Below are 17,454 nucleotides of genomic sequence, written 5' to 3' on the forward strand. Positions count from 1 at the left end.
CGCGCTGATCAGCCCGGCCCATGCCGGAGAGCACGGCGACCAATGCCGTCAGCTACACCACTCCCCGGGACACGATCTCGATCGACATGCCGAAATACTCAAGCACGCAAGACGGGTCGGGCCTGCGAGCCCTGGGATATCTGACGCACAGACAGTTTGAGAACTAGAACTACACAAGCTTGCTGCGTCGCTGGAGGCGCCGGTCCTAGCAATCTCACGTCCCGGGGCCCGATACCACTTTCGCACACAAGGTGGCGCTGGCGCAGCTGTTCGCGACGCCGGCAGATGCTGAGCAGAAAAGAGCTTCCCAAGAGACCGTTGGTCACCCGATCGCAGGAACGAAAATGGAAGAGAAGGAGAACTTTCGTGTGCAGTTTTTGCACACGAACTCGGATAACGAATTGATTTTATTTACCTATCCGTCCAGTCCATCATGGGCGCAATGGCCAGTCTATGCTCTTGATTTTTCAGCATTTTTTCTTTAACATCAATTCGTTAGTCGCAAGCGCGGCCACGCCACTTTACGCCAGAATACGACCCTTTTCGCCACGTTTCGATCTCCCAGTGCACACGGAGCGCACACGAAAAAATGGCCACCTACACAAAACTCTCGTCCGGCTCCTGGCGTGCCCAAGTCCGTCGCAAAGGTCGCTATGTCAGCGAGACCTTCCTGCGCCGAGACGACGCACGACGCTGGGCAACCGACGCTGAGCGCCAGGTCGATCGCGGCGAGACGCCGACCAAGTCACGTACAGCGCGCCTGAAAACCTTCGGCGAACTCATCGACCTTCATATCGACGACATGTGCGATGTAGGCAAGTCCCCTCTCCGCTCCAAGGCCGCGACACTCGATATGCTGCAAAGGCATCTTGGAAAGTGCAATATGGCAGCTCTCGATCGCGAACGGCTCATTCGTTTCGGCCGCGATCGCGCCGCCCAAGGCGCCGGGCCGGTGACCCTCGGCATCGATATCGGCCTGATAAAACTCATTCTATCCCACGCTGCTGCGGTGCACGGCCTTCCTGTCAAAGTCGAACCAGTTGATCTCGCGCGTATCGCCCTAAAGAGGCTTGGCCTTGTTGGCAAAGGGCATGAACGCGACAGGCGGCCCACACAGGATGAGTTGGACAGGCTGACCGCTCACTTCGATGCAAACCCTCGTCAGACAGCACCCGTTAGCCAGATCATACGTTTCGCCGTTGCAACCGCGATGCGCCAGGAAGAAATTTGCAAGGTGCGTTGGTCCGACTTGGAAGCCCGCACGCGGATGCTTCTCATCCGGGACCGGAAGGACCCGCGAAACAAGCAAGGCAACAATCAGCGCATACCGCTATTCGCAGCAACCGGCTACGACGCGTGGGCCATTGTCGAGGAGCAGCGGGCAAAGCGAAGCAATGACGACGATCGTATTTTCCCATTCAACCACAGATCAGTCGGCACCGCCTTTCGTCGAGGGTGCGCGGACCTGAGCATCCACGACCTTCATTTTCACGATTTGCGGCACGAAGGAACGAGCCGCCTTTTCGAAGCTGGGTTCACGATTGAGCAGGTAGCGCTTGTCACAGGGCACAAGGATTGGAAGATGTTGCGGCGCTATACGCACCTCAAGCCAGAAATGCTTCACACCATCCAGGCGACGAAGGCTGCATAGTGACGCGAGTGGCTGTGCGGTCTAGGGCGGCGTTGAACGGCTCCGATGGATAGTCGCGGCCACGATCGTGCAGCTATGAAGAGCCTGGTCGCTACCATCAGTAATAGGATCTGCGGTTTTGGAGACGAATAGCCTCCCGTAAGGGGGACTGGCCTTTTCAACCGAATTTGCGGCACCGGCGTCTGTGATAATGTCCGTTCTTGATGAAAGAGAGGGCGTTGCATGGGTATCCCGCATAGACTGGCCGCAGAATATCCAAACCGGTGTCTCCAACTGATCAATGCCGTAGAGGGCTTTGCGCGGGAACATAGCTTGGTCGGGTCGTTCTCACTGTTGGCGGCTGCAGCCGTGCTGACCATTCCGTTCGAACGCGCCCAGGCGCGCCATTTCCTGCACCGGGAGCGGGATGATCAAATGACGGCTGCGATCGACCAGCTCAGCAAGGTGAAATTCGCCTCGGCCCCTTTCTGGCAAGGGGAAGGTCCGGTTGACTGGCGGCAGTCGCATATCAAGGAGAATGCCAACTCCGTCGAACATTGGGTTGCGCGGGATGGCAAGCATCCGCTGGCAAAGGATGGCCAGGATTTTTTGCCGGGAAAGCGGGCAGCCGAAGTCTTGCGGGTGATCCGCAACGCCCTGGCCCATGGGAACATCGTCTATCTGAACAAGGATGGCGAAGAGCGTGAGGGTGACCTCGTTCATTACCTCGCTTTTCTTTCACGCTATGAGGAAGGCGCAGACCAGCAGGCACAAGCCGAAACCTACCGGGTGATCGTCACGACAGAGGACGAATTCCTGCGGTTCATTAGGCTCTGGGCGGCATGGATCAGTGGTCCTGCGATTGAAGACCGCGAGATGCAGGCGGCATGAATTCATAGAGCAGCACGGTCGATGTCCCTGCGGGCAACTGACCGAACGAGTGATCCTGCCATCCGGCGTGAGTAGCGCGGGCCGCAAGCCAACGGTAACCTGTCGTCCCTGATGACTTACGACGAGCGGCACTGCGATTCCGTGAATCGCAGCCAGGCCCCTGCATTCAAACCCCTCGAGTTCGAGCAACCGTTGGAGGTTGCGCAGCAGATTGGCCTGCGCCGCCGGTGCCTTCTCCTCTGGCAGCGTGCCATTCGCAAAAGTTAGCTCCAACCGGCCACACTCCGCTACAGGGGCGTCGGGTTGGCTATCTCCTGTTCGATTTCGTTGACCGTCACCGATCGAAGGAAATTGGGATTCTCGTAAAGGGCGCGCAGTTGCTTCAGTTTGCGCTTGCCATGGTCCTTGTTCCCTCCGCCTGCTGTCCACGCTGCATCCCAAATCATAGCCAGCGCGCGTACGCCGAGGGCCATGACCTTCCCGGTCTCTGCGCCAACTTCGCCCCATAGGGCCTCCGAGTGCGGTGGCGAGTCGGGATGGAACGTTCTTTCGTAGGCATCAATGATGGTCGTGGGTGGCAACAGCGTTGCGACGTCTCGCATCGTCGTTAGCGTCGCAAGCGCTGCGTCACGGCCGTTGGTCGCGAGCTTCAGCCCGTGGTCGGCTCCAAGGTTTTTGACGATCTCATCGAACAGCAAGCCCTTACCCGCAGCCCAGTTGATCATCTCCGTCTCATAGCCTGAATGGACTCCCTCGCCCCTGTAAGCAGGCAACTTTGCATTGGTTTTTTTATCGGTACGACTACTGTCGCGCGGAATATCGGGCTCCTGGTCCTTAATCCCGTCCGCCATGACGGAGCCATTCAATGGCTGAGAGGAGTCACCGTTGTAATGCGCCAGGATGCCTGCAGCCGCGATAAATTCGTCGGGATTATTCGCGGCGTAATCCTTCATCCGCTCGAAGATCTGCCACACCCGGAACGGCAAGATGCCCCTGTGCAAGGTATTCACCTTCTCTGGGAATGTATCAAAATAGTCGTTCCAGTTGGCGGCGGTGAGCAAACCGGGATCAGCGAGGCAGGCGTCAGGAAGTGTTGGCGAGCCCTTAAACGGCACGTCGGCATCGCAATGATGGTTGGGATGCTCCGGCCCGGTCGACGAGAACCCGGATGGTTGCGTGTCACGCCCACCCGTCACCCCAATATCCTGGCCTTTCTTGGTCACATGTGGCGACGGGTACTTTTTCCAAACAATGTCCGGTACATCGGCAAGCGGCACGAAGCCTGAGGCAAGCAGATCCTTCTGCTTGGGCTCCTTGTTCAATTGATTCAATGGCACGCTCAGGGCATCCGCGTTGGCACGCAGAAACGCTTTGAGCGTCGGGTCCTTGACCAGCTCTACTGCCATCGAGCCAATGGAATAGTGGCCCAAGGCTCCCCAGGTTCCGGACACCCCAGTCGGGTTCTCGACAACCAGTTCCACGTCGAGGATTTTGCAGACCGTGCTGAGACTCGTTGCGACAGAGAACGACGATCTTTTCCCTGAATCTGCAAACGTCTGCGCACCCCATTCGACCGCCAACGGTCTGAGATGACGCTTTACCAGTGGCGTCTTGTCCTCGGTTCCATCCGGTTGAGGCTTGGCGGAAGCCAGGAACCAGACCGCGCCGGAGTCGCCATGGCGCGTCTGTGGTTTCCCGTTGCCTGGAGCAATCAGGAAGTCCGATACATAGTCATAGCCGCCGACCGAACGGTAGCGGTAAAACATCCCCTGGATCTTACCTTCCAAAATGCCCGACGCCGCCCCGACGGCGACGACTGGCTGATCGATAATTTTTCTCAAGGTCAGGCTCTGTTCATACACGTCGAACAGCGGCCTGATCGGAGGCAGATGATAAATGTTCGGTGTCCAGTCCCGGACATCATCCACTCTGATCAAGCCCACATCGAGACCAAGGTATGTCTGGCGCATCGGGAGTGCCGGATAGACATCTGAAAAGAGCTTTCGGGTGATCTGCTTCGAACTGCTGACACCTACGCGTTGAAGTCCTTGGCGAAGCTCGACCTGCACTTCCGTACCGGGCGGGCCGCATACGTGCCTAGCCGTGAGGGCGTAGGTCAAATGCCCGTCTGTCACCAGACATCCCACGGTCGCGAAATAGTCTTGCTGTTGGACTTTTACATGGATGCGGAGCCCGCCGCCGTAGGTGGTCTGCGGTAACCGGCGCGGGGCACTCGGGGCGGTCTCGTTTTGGCCTACTGGTGGCGCATATACCGTGCATACTGGCACGCAGCGCCCATCGGCAAGATAAAGTCGCTTCGGAACAGCATCCCAAGGGGCTGTCTTCCCATCCCCACTACCAAATTTGTCCTGATCGATCCATGTGTCGACAAGGACCAGGATACAAGGCCAGGAATAGCCCCGGACCTCGGAGTTCTCAAACGTGCGCGGATAGGTCTTCTTGACGTGCGGTAAGGGATCAGAGGGGTAATACTCATCGTGACGGATCAGGTAGAGGCCTACCGCCGTCCCGACTACGTTCGCTTTGTTCATCAGGTGGAAATGATACTGATCGCGAGCCTCGATGAGGTCCTGAACTGAAAGACTTGAGAAGTCGAGTTCGTCCTGCTGCACTTTTCCTGCCATGGTACTGCCCCCCAGGTGGATCATACGCCATTCTTACATTATCCCACTAATCGCGTCCGGATAAGACCCTTCCGAAAAAGTTATTTCTTGCTTAGCCGAATTACTAGTGATGGTTGCTTCACATGGCGTCATCGCATCGAGAACGCAACAATTTGGCAATTGGCAATCCTCGATAAAACTCACTTGGATCCACGCCGCAAGCCGAGAAGGGTTGTATTGCTTTTACCCTTTACTTTTTTTACGCTTTTCCTTTGTACAACAAGCATGGGGGATAATATGGTGGTGACGTCATTCGAGCGGCCGGCTGAAGATACCGGCGTACCTCTCTATCCATCCGTCTTACCTGCCGTAGACAGACTTGTGATGATTATTCGGCATGCCGAAAAGCCGGTCGCAGAGCGACCCGATTTAGGCGTGAACGAACTCGGTCAGGGTGATGACAAGTCTCTGACTGTCCGGGGCTGGCAGCGGGCCGGTGGCTTGGCGTGCCTGTTCTACTATCCTCAGCCGCCACTTCAGGTTCCGAGATGCATCGTGGCCTCTGCCCCGATCAAGCAAGACGGCAGCGGGCTCCGTAGCCTCCGGCCTACTCAAACGATTTCAGCATTGGCTGCGCGTCTTCAAATTGAGCCCGACGTTCGGTTTTCAAAAGGCCAGGAAGACTTAGCTGGTCCCGCTATTGCCGAGCAAAGCGGACCTACCCTTGTGAGCTGGCAGCACGAATCCATCCCTCGGCTGGCCGCGGCCATTGTCCAGTCCACCGATGTGGCGCCCCTTCAATGGGACAGCCAGGATTATGCGACCATATGGGTGCTTGGCTTTTCCGCAGCCGACGGAAGATGGGCGTTTGGCATAGCGCAGCAGCGGTTGCTCAGTGGGGATAACCCATGACCCTGACCAGTCCGGACAAAAGCCCTGAAAAACATTGCCCCAAATGTGGCACTCTCATTCCTGCGGCAGCAGTCGTTTGCCCGGTTTGCCAATCCGATATCGCAGACCGCAAACAGAATCGGCTCGTGGCGATTGCGAAGTTTACCCGGGACTGGATTGGGTTCCCCGTCGCCGTCGTGACCGCGATCACAGCTCTTATTGGACCGGCCAGAAATGCTGTACTTGCGAGTTTCGGCCGGGATGGGCCAACATTATCGCTTAAATACGTAGAGAATAATATTGCGAATGACGGCCTTCTAGACACGCCTATTTTCGAACAGCCCAATGAAATATTTCGATATATTCCTTATATGAGATATGTCCTTATTAACAATGGCCCCACTTCGGCCACCGTAGAGACCACGTTTAGCTGTTTTCATGCCCGGGAACATGAGAACGGGTTCATTGTCGGAAATTTCTACTTTGCCGATCTGCGAACACAGAAGCGGATTGCCGCCGACCCAAAGCTTGGACCTGGAGAGTCGATTTTAGTAGACGTCGTGGTTGGAGACATCTCACCCGTTGAATCTCCTGAACCGGGACCAAAGGATCCGGTCTGCCAACTCCCGTTCACCGACAAGTACGGCGCTCGGACTTTCACTTTTGCGCCAGTCGTCGAGTCTGACGCACCGTCGCTGTTTGGCCTGGGAGGCGCCGAAGATCGGAGAGTTGCCTTGAGGAAGAAATATTGTCTGAATATGACCCAAGGGCTGCGGCTTGGAGCGGAGCCGGTGGACTGTATCGATGACACTCATGTGATTGCAATCGAACCGATCTACCTTTGGGAAAGCGCGCTTCAGCGCGCCCTCAAACAGTCCAGCGACTTCCATCAACTGACCCAAGGCGCCGCGGCTCGAACTCCTGGATTGGTATTGACTGGCTGTCCGGACAATCCGGACAAGAGTTGCGAGGACAAACCCCAGGAAATGATGCAGGCGTTGCGCACTTTCACCCCTCCTCTGACTGTGTGGCAATGCCCTCCCGAAGAACGGGGCGATGACGGCCCTAAAACGGTCGACTTCAAAAAGGTCTGCCGAAGAACGGATTTTCCTTTGGCCGCGCAGTGATCCGGGGAAAAAAATACGCCGTGCTTTGGGGCTGACCCACTACGCTGCAGGCTTATTGGATTTTGCAGCAGCTCAGCACGGTATAGGTCCCACCGTGGGGACCAACGCAGTCGGCATCGCTGCCCGAGGTGCAAACCTCGGTGAACACTTCCCCACTACCGCAGGTCACGGGCACGCCCCACCAACCATAGAGCTCATGAGATGCAAACCCCAGATACACCTAGTCCGATACATCCGCGACCAGGAGACTCGCTTCTCAAGCTCGAAACGTTCGCGATAGACCCCGAAAAACATGCAGAATTCAAAGCGGCAGCGCTCGCCGCCGCGCGCCAGGCCATCAACGATCTCCCTGCACAGCTAGAGTCCCTAAAAGGCACTCTGCGTAGGGTATCACCGCCTCAAATCCTTGCGGCATTTGCAAGCTACGGCATGCGCGCGGGCCTGATGAAAAATGGCGAGCAGCGGAAGCTCTTGCCGGACGTCATGCAGCACCACGGGGAATTGCTCCAGGCGATCGCCTTGTCACTTCCCCTTGTCGAATGGGGAGTGGAACCGGCTACACCCGACCTCATGCAGGCCCTGTTTGACACGGTTCCGACCATCTCGAACTCGTTCTTCATGGGCCGTCTACTTGAGGGTGAGGACTTGCAGGACGACAAGGAGGCCATGGCCGTCCGCTCGCTACAGGAACGCGTCCGCATGCATACGCATGGGGTTCGAAACTGGGGCTATTACAGGCAAGTCCTCAACCTGTCGCGAGATCTGTATGCATCTCTCGATCTAGCAATGCAGCTCCATCACGGTTTCGGCGCAAGCGATGTCATCGACACGCTTGCGGCGCTCGTCTCCGTGTTTGAAAACCGGCAATCCGCCCATTGGGAACTCTTGGGCAAGGTTTTTAGAGGGAAAACCCCTCGCCAGATCGCGGAACTCTACTACAGGCTTATCCCCGACCTCGTCGGCAGCGCCGAAGAGATGCTTGCGATTTTGCCGCCGAAAATCTCAAGTGACGAAATGAAGGGCATTTTAATGGCCCACTATGACCTTCGCCTCGTCGATACCGCTCTTTTCAATCCGAGCGACATTGCATCCGTCGTTGCCAAGCCCGAAGTGGTGATAAGAGGTGTCCTGGAGGCCCTTTCATGTCGGCCGGGCGCTCTCACCGAGGCCAGGTTCGACTACCTATTCCTTGATAACCCAGTATGGGATCGACCCCTCATCACCTTGGGTGAGAACTATTTTTGTCCGATGCCTCAAATGGCGTTCAGCCACATCCACCGTATAATGGAGCGTCTTTGTGGCGAGGCCGGCCTTCAGGAAGCCTTGAAAGACCGCCGGGCCTTGTATCTTGAACAGCAAGTTGAAGTGGTGTTGCGTGGCGCCCTGCCCGACGCCGACATCCGTGCCGGAGTGAAGTGGAAAAAGGACGATCAGCAGTTCGAAACCGATCTTCTGGTTATCATCGACCGTGTGGTTTTGATTGTTGAGGCAAAATCCCATCGACTGACACCCCAAGGACTTCGCGGAGCCCCGGACCGCGTCAAGAAACACATTCGCGAAATCGTTCTCGCGCCGTCCATTCAATCGGCCCGGCTAGAGGAGCTTATCCGCAGTGCGCGCGAGGGAGACACCGGTGCGGTGGCCATCATAGCTGGTATCGGCATCGATCCGGAACGGGCCGATCGGGTGATCCGCATTTCGGTGACCCTCGACGATCTGTCGATGCTAAGCGCCTGCGAGCAGGACTTCAAAAAAGTCGGATGGGTGCCTCAGGACCACGCCTTGGCGCCAAGCATCCTGATCGCGGATTTGCAATGTCTTGTCGAAATCCTTGATAACCCGCTGCTCCTGCTTCACTACTTAAGTGAGCGCTCATATTTGCAAAAATCCCTAAGCTTGTTGGGCGATGAGCTGGATTATTTGGGGCTGTATCTTGTCAGTGGCTTCAACCTTGCCCAGCTCAATGACAAATTCTCCGAGTTCTCACCTTCCGGGATGTCCGCGCCGGTCGACCGCTACTACGAGGGCCGCGAAGCCGGACTTGCGTTGCCAAAACCCAAAATGGAATTGCGGCCCCTGTTCCGAGATATCGTCGAGCGTATCACCCAGCTCAAGCCGGCAGGCTGGACTCTTATTGGCTTCCATCTCCTATCCAGCGCCGATCCAGCCGAGCAGCGTGCCATCGAGCGGAACCTCAACAAACTCCGGCGCTTCGTGCAGAAGAATTATCGAGACCCCAGCCACGCATCGACGCTCATCGTTCAACCGCCTGAGTCCCGGAAGGCACCGGTGCTGTTTTACCTGTTTCCAGCGGCGCTAAGGGCTGGTCATCGACAAGCTATGCGGCAGCTTTCATCGGAAGCAGTGGAAGCAGGTAACCTCGATGCTTGTATTATTTTGGGGCGGTGCACTGAGGCATGGGGACAAGCGTTCGAAAGCCTGATGTTGTGGGAACGCAACGCCCCACGGGCAACGTCCCATGGGTAGCGCCTTTTCCGATTTCGAACGGCTTCGGCGGCAGGTTCGTCCCGCGAGTGAGATCCCGAGCATGGGCAACTACGTGTTATTTCAAATGTGGGGACCGAGCCGGCAGTCCCTGATCAAGGGTCATCAGTTCTATGTCGAGCAGGCCCGCAAGCGCGTGCTGTCACAGTTCGAGAACATAGAAGAGGAAGCCGACAAGGCAGCGGACGACTGGCTGGAGGAAAGCGGTGGCCGGTTTGATCCCGACCGGCATGATCCCTCGGATTTCTACGAGGCGGCCAACGACTTCCGCATCGAGTTCTACCAGCTCTTGAGTCACATGCGGGACCAGACCCGGCTAAGCGTCGTCGCAGGGATGTTCCACGAGTGGGACAAGAAGCTCCGGGAGTGGCTGGTGCGTGAGATCCAGCACTGGCACCACGGAGACAAGGTGGTTGCGAAGGTCTGGTCCGCGGATTTCGCCAAGATTGCCGATCTCCTGGAGAGCTTCGGTTGGAAGATCCGAAGCATGGACTATTTCAAAACGCTCGATGCCTGCCGATTGGTGGTCAACGTCTATAAGCATGGCACCGGCACCTCCCTTGCCGATCTGAAGGCGACCTACCCCGAATATCTCGACGATCCGTTGAAAGGCGTGCGGCCGCGGTGGTCAGAAAAACTGGTGAACCATACGCACCTCAAGGTGGGCGACGACCAGTTTCGGGCTTTCTCGGAGGCCATTCTGGCGTTCTGGCGAGACGTTCCCGAAAGTGTCTCCGGGAATCAAATCGCCGAGGTGCCGCGGTGGTTTGAAAAAGCCATGCAGAGCGATCGCGACATCCAACGATAGACCGTCATTGTTGGGAACAGCATTTGACGCCAGCGCAGTGGGCGTTCGGATCGGCAAGGGCACGATTTTGGATTGGCTGGCACCGAGACGACCCGGTTTTTAGTATAATTTTCTAAAATGGTTCTTTTGCAATTGACCCCTGCAAGGGCGCCTCATGCTTGCGGCCGTAAAACGCAACACGAGCGCAGACGGCGCAGTCTGTCGTTTGAATCTGGCACCAGCCGAAGGCTACCGTACAAATGGACAAGATCACGATCGAATTCTGGGGATTTGCAATAACGGCCGAAGGATCTTACGGCGTCTTGGCCGCGTCGGTGTTGGTCATGGCCATTGTCATTGTGTTCAAGGTCGGAAGGCGTCGGGGTGCCTAAGTTGTCGGCACTCCCACCGTGTTGCGAGGGCATCCTGGCCGGCGCAAGTGCGATCTGCTGTGAGCCACCAATAAAACTTCAATCCCTGCCGCTTCCTGAGGAATACCTATCAACCTCCAGCAGGCGGCTCCGTGGAAAACGCAGCGATGATCGCCTCGAGCGACACATTTAGTGCGTTGGAAAAGGTCCTGCCCTTCTGCCAAATCGCCACGTAGTGATACAGCGCGGATGGTTCCACTGGCTTTATTCCCAGGTGAAACGCCGCGTATTCGCGTGCAATGATCTCATTGGTTATCGAAATGCCGAGGCCAGCCGAAACGTATCCGGCTTCGTGACCGTTGCAATCGAACTCCACCAGTATGTCCGGCTCAACACCGGCGAAGCGCAACGCATTAAAGTTCATTTGATGGGCGGCGAACTGGGGATCGATATCGACGATAGTTTCGCCCGCCAAGTCGTGCGCCTCGATACAGGTCTGTTGTGAAAACCGGTGGTCGGGGTGAAAGATGCACACGTTTCGTGCCGACCCAAGCGGCGCCCACTCAAACAGACTTGGATCCAAGGGCAACCTCGAGATTCCGAGTTCCGCACGCCCTGCCAGGATATGCTCGCCGATCTGCTCGTAACTTCCCGAAATCGACCGGACATTCGAAGCGGTCTTTGAGTGGATAATCGCCACGACCTTGGGCAAAGTCACGAACCCGAAAACAGAAGGCGCGGCAATCGCAATCCGCTGCTTTTCGTCGTTCTTCATCGCGAAGATCGACGCGTCCAGGCGATCCAGGGACGTCAGGGCAAGCTCTACGTTTCGCAGGAGTTCCCAGGCTTCCTGCAAGGGGACGATGCGGTTGGCTGATCTCTTGAAGAGTGTGATGCCGAGCGTGGTCTCGAGTTGCTTCACATGTTGACTGACGGCCGGCTGGCTTATCCCGAGCGCTGCCGCCGCTCGCCTTGTCGAACCGGCCCGCAACACTTCCCGGAAGACCTTCAGTTGACGGAGCTTCAGGTCGCTCTGCAGCAACTCCATTGCCTGCGCTCCTTTCCCTGACAACGCCACCCGGGACGCAGATAACGCCAACCTGGGGAGCAGCGAAGTGCCTCAGTATATAACGGCTCGTTATAGATAAAAGAATAAAAATTATAGATTGAGTGTGTAATTTCAAGCGCTAGAATTGGGCAATATCTCCAATTAACTCCAAATTACAAATATAACAATTCGCAACCTTGGGTTATACGACTTAGTCTGAGTGACACGGACAGTCGTATCTCGCGGTATTGCGAGCCAAGGAACACGCCCCATGGGTGGTTTTACTACTCAGTTTGTTGTCGCACTCACCGTGACCATAAGCCTGGCTCTTGTCAGCGGCTGGCTGGGTACGGCATTCGGGCTGTTTCTGGCCATTTCGAAGGGCACGGCACATCCGCGCCTCAACAGCGTCGTGACGGCCTACACGACGGTTGTCCGTGGTGTACCAGAACTTCTCATTATCCTGCTCACCTACTTCGGCGGAACGACCCTCGCCAGCAAGATCGCCGGCCGATACATGGAGGTGAACGCATTCACCGCAGGCGTTATCGCGCTCTCGGTCGTCTTCAGCGGCTATGCCACCGAAGTGTTTCGCGGCGCGATTGCGGCGGTGCCAGCGGGTCAAGCCGAAGCGGCAAAGTCGCTTGGGCTGAACGCCTGGCAGCGCTGGGTGTTCATCATCGGACCGCAGATGCTGCGGCTGGCGCTGCCGGCCTATGGCAATCTCTGGATTTCGCTCTTCAAGGACACCGCGCTGGTCTCGATCGTTGGCCTGACCGACATCATGCGCGTCGCGTATGTGGGGGCCGGATCCTTGCGCGCACCATTGACCTTCTACCTTGCGGCCGCCGCTCTCTACCTCTCGCTGACCACCGTCACGCTGCTGTCGATCCGGCTGGCTGAGCGACGCTATCCGGCCCTCGGCCGGTAGGAGGGAGCGACCATGAACCTCGGCTTGATGTTTGACGCATTGGTTGTCCTGCCTTCGGGTGTTGGTCTCACATTGACCCTGACGGTCTTGTCGCTGACGGCCGGATTTTTTGTCTCCGTGCCGCTGGCCTTCATCCGCGCCTTTGGACGTCCCGGCCTCTCGCTCGCCGTGCTGGCATACACCTATGTGATCCGCGGCACGCCGATGCTGGTTCAGCTCTTCCTGCTCTACTACGGCCTCGCTCAGATCGAGGCGGTGCGAGCCAGCATCTTCTGGGTGATTCTGCGCGACCCTTTCTGGTGCGCCCTTCTGACATTTTCGCTGAACAGCGCGGCACACACCACTGAGATCCTGTGCCGCGGTCTCCAGTCCGTGCCTAAAGGTGTCACCGAGGCGGCCACGTCTCTCGGCCTGAAACGCTTCCAGATCGCTCGCCTGGTCACGTTCCCGATCGCTTTCAGGATATCGCTCCCGGCCTACGGCAACGAGGTCGTGGGAATGATCAAGGGCTCGTCGCTGGCAAGCACCGTAACGCTGCTCGAGATCACCGGCATGGCGAGACAGATGGTGTCTACGACGTTCGCGCCGTACGAGATCTTCATCGTCGCCGGAGCGATCTATCTATCGCTGACGTCGATTGCCGTAAAAGCGATGCAGTTCCTGGAGCGGCGACTGTCGACTGACGGCCGTCCAACGCGTCGACGAAAAGCGCGATTGCGCCCCGCCCTACCTGATCACGAGATCACGACGACGCCCCTGCCCTGACCCGCCGGGTCTTTCGGCAGCCCTTTCCATCCAACCAACGAAGAGGTGCATCATGCGCATACCCCTGGCTATTGCTGTTTCTATCGCATCCCTGATGTCGGCATTTCCGGCCAGCGCCGAAAGCAAGAGCGTCATATCCATTGCCACTGAAGGCGCCTCGCCGCCCTGGGACGGCACCGACGCGAACGGTCAGCTCTACGGTTACGATATCGATGTCGGGCTGGAGCTGTGCCGTCGCATCCAGATCAAATGTACCTTCGTCCCGCAGGATTGGGACGGGATCATCCCGGCACTGCTTGTCGGCAAGTTCGACGTGATCATGTCCGGCATGGCGATTACAGAAAAACGCAAGCAGTCAATCGCGTTCTCGATCCCCTACGCCACCGGCTTCAACCAGTTCGTGGTGCGTAAGGACCTGGGACTCGACGCCGGCGACACCAAGGAAAAGGTCAACCTTTCGACCGTCGGCGACAAGGAGAAGGCGACAATTGAACGGCTCAGATCGACACTCGCGGGCAAGGCGATCGGGGCCCTGCGCTCGTCGAATTCGGAAGCCGTCGTGAAGGAAATCCTGGGCGATGTCGTGACCGTCCGCAGCTATGACAGCCTGGACAACATGAAGCTCGATCTTGCCGCGGGTCGCATCGATGGCGGTCTCGCCGACTATTTCACCTGGCGAGATTTTCTGGAGACGCCTTCCGGTTCGGATGCGGTGTTTTTCGGACCTGAACTGAAGGGCGGGCTCTGGGGGCCGGGCGTCGGCGCCGGCATGCGCAAGGACGATACCGAGTTGCTCACCAAGTTCAACGCGGCTATCGACGCGGCCACCAAGGATGGAACGATCAAGGCGCTGAGCCTGAAATGGTTCAAAAGCGATATCTCACCGGCCGTCTCGCAATAGCCGGCAACCCACTTCGACATCGACGTGGCGCTGGCCGGAACGCCAGCGCCCTCCCCTCCTTCAAGGCCAGATTCATGAAAGACCAGTTCTGCGCGGTCGTTACCGGCCAATCCCTGATCAAGCACGACATCCGTGACGTCAAAGACGAACGCTTCATCGCGGTTACGGACTTCCTTCGCCAAGGCGACGTCGTCTTCACTAACTTCGAGTCGACCATCCGCGGCAAGCACGGCGGGTGGCCGACCAAGGGAAAATACTTCGGCTATTCCAGGGCTGAAGTGCTCGACGCATTGCAGGCCATCGGTTTCAACGCGCTTGCGCTCGCAAACAACCACGCCTTCGATCTCGGCGCTGGCGGCATCCTCTCGACGCTGGAGGAGGTGGAAGCGCGCGGTTTCCTGCATGCCGGCATCGGGGCCGACGAGACTGACGCTAGAAAACCGGGCCGCCGCCGGCTGGGCGGGCGCGAGGTCGCGCTTCTTGCGATGGATGCAGGCCCCGGCCCGACCAACATGTATGCCGAAGACGGCACGACCTTTCGGCCGGCTCGGCCCGGCGTCAATCGTCTGAACACTATTCGCAAGTTGGGGGTGCCGGACGGACATTTCAGCAGACTGGCAAGGCTGGGCGCTCATTTGCAAAGCTCCCCCTTCGAACTGGCCAACTATGCGCAACCGGAGGACCCGGTAGAGGTTGCAGCCGGCACGGAGATCAATTTCTACGGCACCGTGTTCACGCACGCCGCCGACTTCGGCCGTCTGATCGAAGTCGATCAACGGCGCGCGAGTGTCCATCTGTCCGCCATCCGGCATGCCGCGGCACAAGGCGATTTCGTCATTGCCTATCTGCACCACCATCATTGGGAACCAGGTTGGCAGGACGTGCCGCGCTGGGTGCAGAACTTCGCCCGGATGTGCATCGACGCCGGCGCCAACCTGTTCGTCAGTCACGGCGCTCCGGTTCTGCAGGCGGTGGAGATCTACAATGGCTCGCCGATCTTCTACGGCCTCGGCAATTTCCTCTTCCACGTCCACCCCGACGAAACCGAGTGGAACCCACCGGAAGTCTGGCAAAGCATTGTCGCCGCGTGCCGCTATGATGGAGGCGGTAGCCTGGAAGGGATAGACCTCCTGCCCGTAGCGATCGGCGCCGACCCTCAGTCCCTCGGATCAGCAACAGGCAGACTGGTACCCGTCGCCGTCACTGGAAGCGCGGCGCGAGACATCCTCGAGGGATTCGCGACGCGTTCGCGGGCGTTCGGCGTCGAAATCGAAGTGTCCTCGGCTCGCGGCCGCATAGCCCTGCCCGCTGCACGAAAATTCGGCTGACGGGCCCGACCGGCCGTCAGAAGGTATTGCATTCGGCCGGCGCCGATTCGCCGGCCGTTCCGCTATCAGCCTCAGTGTCTGGCTGGGTCAGTTCTTCCCCTAACGCTGCAATCAGGGACGAGACGCGACCGCGCACTCGCGGTGGAAGATTCATCAGCCCCTCAATCAGGCGCCGACCCTCCGCGCTGGCAATGAAATCGAGGCGTTCGTCGACCGGGAGGGGCCGCGCCTCGACGCGGGCCTCGTCGTTTCCCGGCAGGCCCGCGAAGAAGCGGCCGACAGGAACGCCAAGCGATCTGGCGATCTCGTAGAGCATTGACGCGCTCACGCGATTGCGCGCGTTCTCGTATTTCTGGAGCTGCTGGAAGCTGATGCCTATGGATCGGGCAAGCTGGGCTTGCGAGACGTCGGATTGGACGCGAACGGTCGCAATCTGCCTGCCAACATGCTGATCGGCGGGATGAGGGTCACTGTCGATCTTTAGCTTCGACCCCGTCCGAAGTAGGACGGAGCGTTGCGGTTTCAACAAGGCCTTTCGATGCTCCACTCGTCAGCCGGATAGAGTGTTTGTCGCGTACGCTCCGGGCCCTTCGCGCCGATTCATCGGAGGTCGAATCGCCACTTAATATACCTTACAGGGTTCAAAATAACCCTATAGGTGGCAAAGAAAATCTGCCTGCCGATTGTGGATTCATGGTCAGTCCACGACAGATTCGAGCCGCGCGGGCTTTGCTTGGTTGGTCGCAGCAGGAGCTTGCTGACAAGGCAATTGTGTCGCTGAATGCGCTGGTTCGGTTGGAAAACGGCAAGGTAGATTCCCGGATCAGCACTTTGCAGGCCATTGAGGCGGCTTTGATAAAAGCGGGTGTCGAATTCTTGTCCGCTGGCCAAAAAGGTGAAGGTGTTCGGCTCTTAGATCCTCTGGTTTGAACGTTCAGTTGGCGCGAAGACGGGTTCCCATTCTCACGATTGCAATTGCCGCAAGCACCTCCTGCGGATGACGAGAGGCAAAGTCGTGGTATTGTCGGAATCAGCCATGATCCGAACTCCTGACAGCGCGATTGTGGTCATACCGATCAAAGTGTTCCTGCACCTTGATCGGTCGTAGCACGCGCGATGCATGTGCATTGCACGTGCTTTGTTATGCATTTTTTCTGCTCCAAGTTCAAGCCGAAAAGCGACAATGATAAAAAAACCATTCACAACGCGTTTGGACCCATCTGTGCTAGCTCTGGCTGAACAACTCGCAGAGTCGGAGCGTCGTTCGGTAACCGCTGTCATTGAGCTCGCATTGATCGAGTATGCAGAACGTCGCGGTGTTAAGGCTGGAGACGCCAAGAACAGCGGATAGCTTGGGCGCGAAGCACATCATTGAACGGCCGACATGGGGCCGGACTGTCCGCTGCTTCTACGCTCGATTAGAAAGCGGACGTTCAGGGATTTGGCGCCCTACCCGAAACTGACCCTAGGCCGAAATCAATGCTCGGTGTCGATTCAGTTGCACAAGCTATCGCGCGGTAAGGTAACCCAAGCACATACCTAGGCTGGTGGTAAGATAACGCCCTGATCGCGTAGATAGTAAGCGCTGTTTTGGGACCACCTTTCGGGAGTGGTCGCGATCTGTGAGGTTGCCGGTTCTGTAGTGGGATCGGAGA

General features: G+C 57.7%; 15 protein-coding genes. 12 read left to right on the forward strand and 3 right to left on the reverse strand.

Going from position 1 to position 17,454, the window contains the following annotated elements; all coding sequences use genetic code 11:
* Positions 1 to 251 precede the first annotated feature (251 nt).
* From FJ979_RS31990 to FJ979_RS32000, 3 genes are all read left to right on the forward strand, one after another.
* Positions 252 to 485 carry a hypothetical protein gene (locus tag FJ979_RS31990; RefSeq protein WP_140584673.1) on the forward strand — a complete coding sequence of 78 codons (234 nt, stop codon included), beginning with the start codon at positions 252 to 254 and terminating at the stop codon, positions 483 to 485.
* Positions 486 to 589: 104 nt separating this feature from the next.
* The gene (locus tag FJ979_RS31995; protein ID WP_140561240.1) at positions 590 to 1,651 is read left to right on the forward strand and encodes a site-specific integrase; all 1,062 of its coding nucleotides are present in this window, start codon (positions 590 to 592) and stop codon (positions 1,649 to 1,651) included.
* Between the two features lie 222 nt (positions 1,652 to 1,873).
* A complete protein-coding gene (locus FJ979_RS32000; protein ID WP_140584674.1) occupies positions 1,874 to 2,521 on the forward strand; it encodes a hypothetical protein in 648 nt (215 codons plus the stop codon).
* 287 nt (positions 2,522 to 2,808) lie between these two features.
* Here the strand turns inward: FJ979_RS32000 and FJ979_RS32005 are convergent, their stop codons facing one another.
* Positions 2,809 to 5,166 carry a S1/P1 Nuclease gene (locus FJ979_RS32005; RefSeq protein ID WP_140584675.1) on the reverse strand — a complete coding sequence of 786 codons (2,358 nt, stop codon included), beginning with the start codon at positions 5,164 to 5,166 and terminating at the stop codon, positions 2,809 to 2,811.
* Between the two features lie 87 nt (positions 5,167 to 5,253).
* Here FJ979_RS32005 and FJ979_RS32010 point away from each other — a divergent pair, with 87 nt between their 5' ends.
* From FJ979_RS32010 to FJ979_RS32025, 4 genes are all read left to right on the forward strand, one after another.
* Positions 5,254 to 6,057, forward strand: coding sequence for a hypothetical protein (locus FJ979_RS32010; RefSeq protein ID WP_140561245.1), 804 nt, complete (start codon positions 5,254 to 5,256; stop codon positions 6,055 to 6,057).
* Positions 6,054 to 7,163, forward strand: a complete 1,110-nt coding sequence (locus FJ979_RS32015) for a hypothetical protein (RefSeq protein ID WP_140584676.1) — start codon at positions 6,054 to 6,056, stop codon at positions 7,161 to 7,163. The genes FJ979_RS32010 and FJ979_RS32015 overlap by 4 nt, the downstream gene beginning before the upstream one ends.
* A gap of 201 nt (positions 7,164 to 7,364) precedes the next feature.
* On the forward strand, positions 7,365 to 9,650 hold the full coding sequence (locus FJ979_RS32020) for a hypothetical protein (RefSeq protein WP_140561251.1): 2,286 nt from the start codon (positions 7,365 to 7,367) through the stop codon (positions 9,648 to 9,650).
* 61 nt (positions 9,651 to 9,711) lie between these two features.
* Positions 9,712 to 10,476 carry a hypothetical protein gene (locus tag FJ979_RS32025; RefSeq protein WP_140561252.1) on the forward strand — a complete coding sequence of 255 codons (765 nt, stop codon included), beginning with the start codon at positions 9,712 to 9,714 and terminating at the stop codon, positions 10,474 to 10,476.
* A gap of 480 nt (positions 10,477 to 10,956) precedes the next feature.
* On the opposite strand, the gene FJ979_RS32030 is transcribed toward FJ979_RS32025, so the two are convergent.
* Positions 10,957 to 11,874, reverse strand: a complete 918-nt coding sequence (locus FJ979_RS32030; RefSeq protein ID WP_140561254.1) for a LysR family transcriptional regulator — start codon at positions 11,872 to 11,874, stop codon at positions 10,957 to 10,959.
* Between the two features lie 271 nt (positions 11,875 to 12,145).
* Between FJ979_RS32030 and FJ979_RS32035 the strand changes: the two genes are divergently transcribed.
* From FJ979_RS32035 to FJ979_RS32050, 4 genes are all read left to right on the forward strand, one after another.
* Positions 12,146 to 12,805, forward strand: a complete 660-nt coding sequence (locus FJ979_RS32035; protein WP_140561255.1) for an ABC transporter permease subunit — start codon at positions 12,146 to 12,148, stop codon at positions 12,803 to 12,805.
* A 12-nt stretch (positions 12,806 to 12,817) separates the two neighbouring features.
* Positions 12,818 to 13,570, forward strand: coding sequence for an ABC transporter permease subunit (locus FJ979_RS32040; RefSeq protein WP_140561257.1), 753 nt, complete (start codon positions 12,818 to 12,820; stop codon positions 13,568 to 13,570).
* 52 nt (positions 13,571 to 13,622) lie between these two features.
* Complete coding sequence (locus FJ979_RS32045) at positions 13,623 to 14,471, forward strand: transporter substrate-binding domain-containing protein (protein WP_140561259.1); 849 nt, start codon at positions 13,623 to 13,625, stop codon at positions 14,469 to 14,471.
* Positions 14,472 to 14,545: 74 nt separating this feature from the next.
* Positions 14,546 to 15,799: a CapA family protein gene (locus FJ979_RS32050; protein ID WP_140561260.1), complete on the forward strand. Its 1,254-nt coding sequence runs from the start codon at positions 14,546 to 14,548 to the stop codon at positions 15,797 to 15,799.
* Between the two features lie 16 nt (positions 15,800 to 15,815).
* On the opposite strand, the gene FJ979_RS32055 is transcribed toward FJ979_RS32050, so the two are convergent.
* Positions 15,816 to 16,325: a helix-turn-helix transcriptional regulator gene (locus FJ979_RS32055; RefSeq protein WP_246678472.1), complete on the reverse strand. Its 510-nt coding sequence runs from the start codon at positions 16,323 to 16,325 to the stop codon at positions 15,816 to 15,818.
* Positions 16,326 to 16,366: 41 nt separating this feature from the next.
* On the opposite strand from FJ979_RS32055, the gene FJ979_RS32060 reads away from it, so the two are divergent.
* On the forward strand, positions 16,367 to 16,729 hold the full coding sequence (locus FJ979_RS32060; RefSeq protein ID WP_348640432.1) for a helix-turn-helix domain-containing protein: 363 nt from the start codon (positions 16,367 to 16,369) through the stop codon (positions 16,727 to 16,729).
* Positions 16,730 to 17,454 lie beyond the last annotated feature (725 nt).

The organism is Mesorhizobium sp. B1-1-6, assembly GCF_006443035.1.
GTDB lineage: Bacteria > Pseudomonadota > Alphaproteobacteria > Rhizobiales > Rhizobiaceae > Mesorhizobium.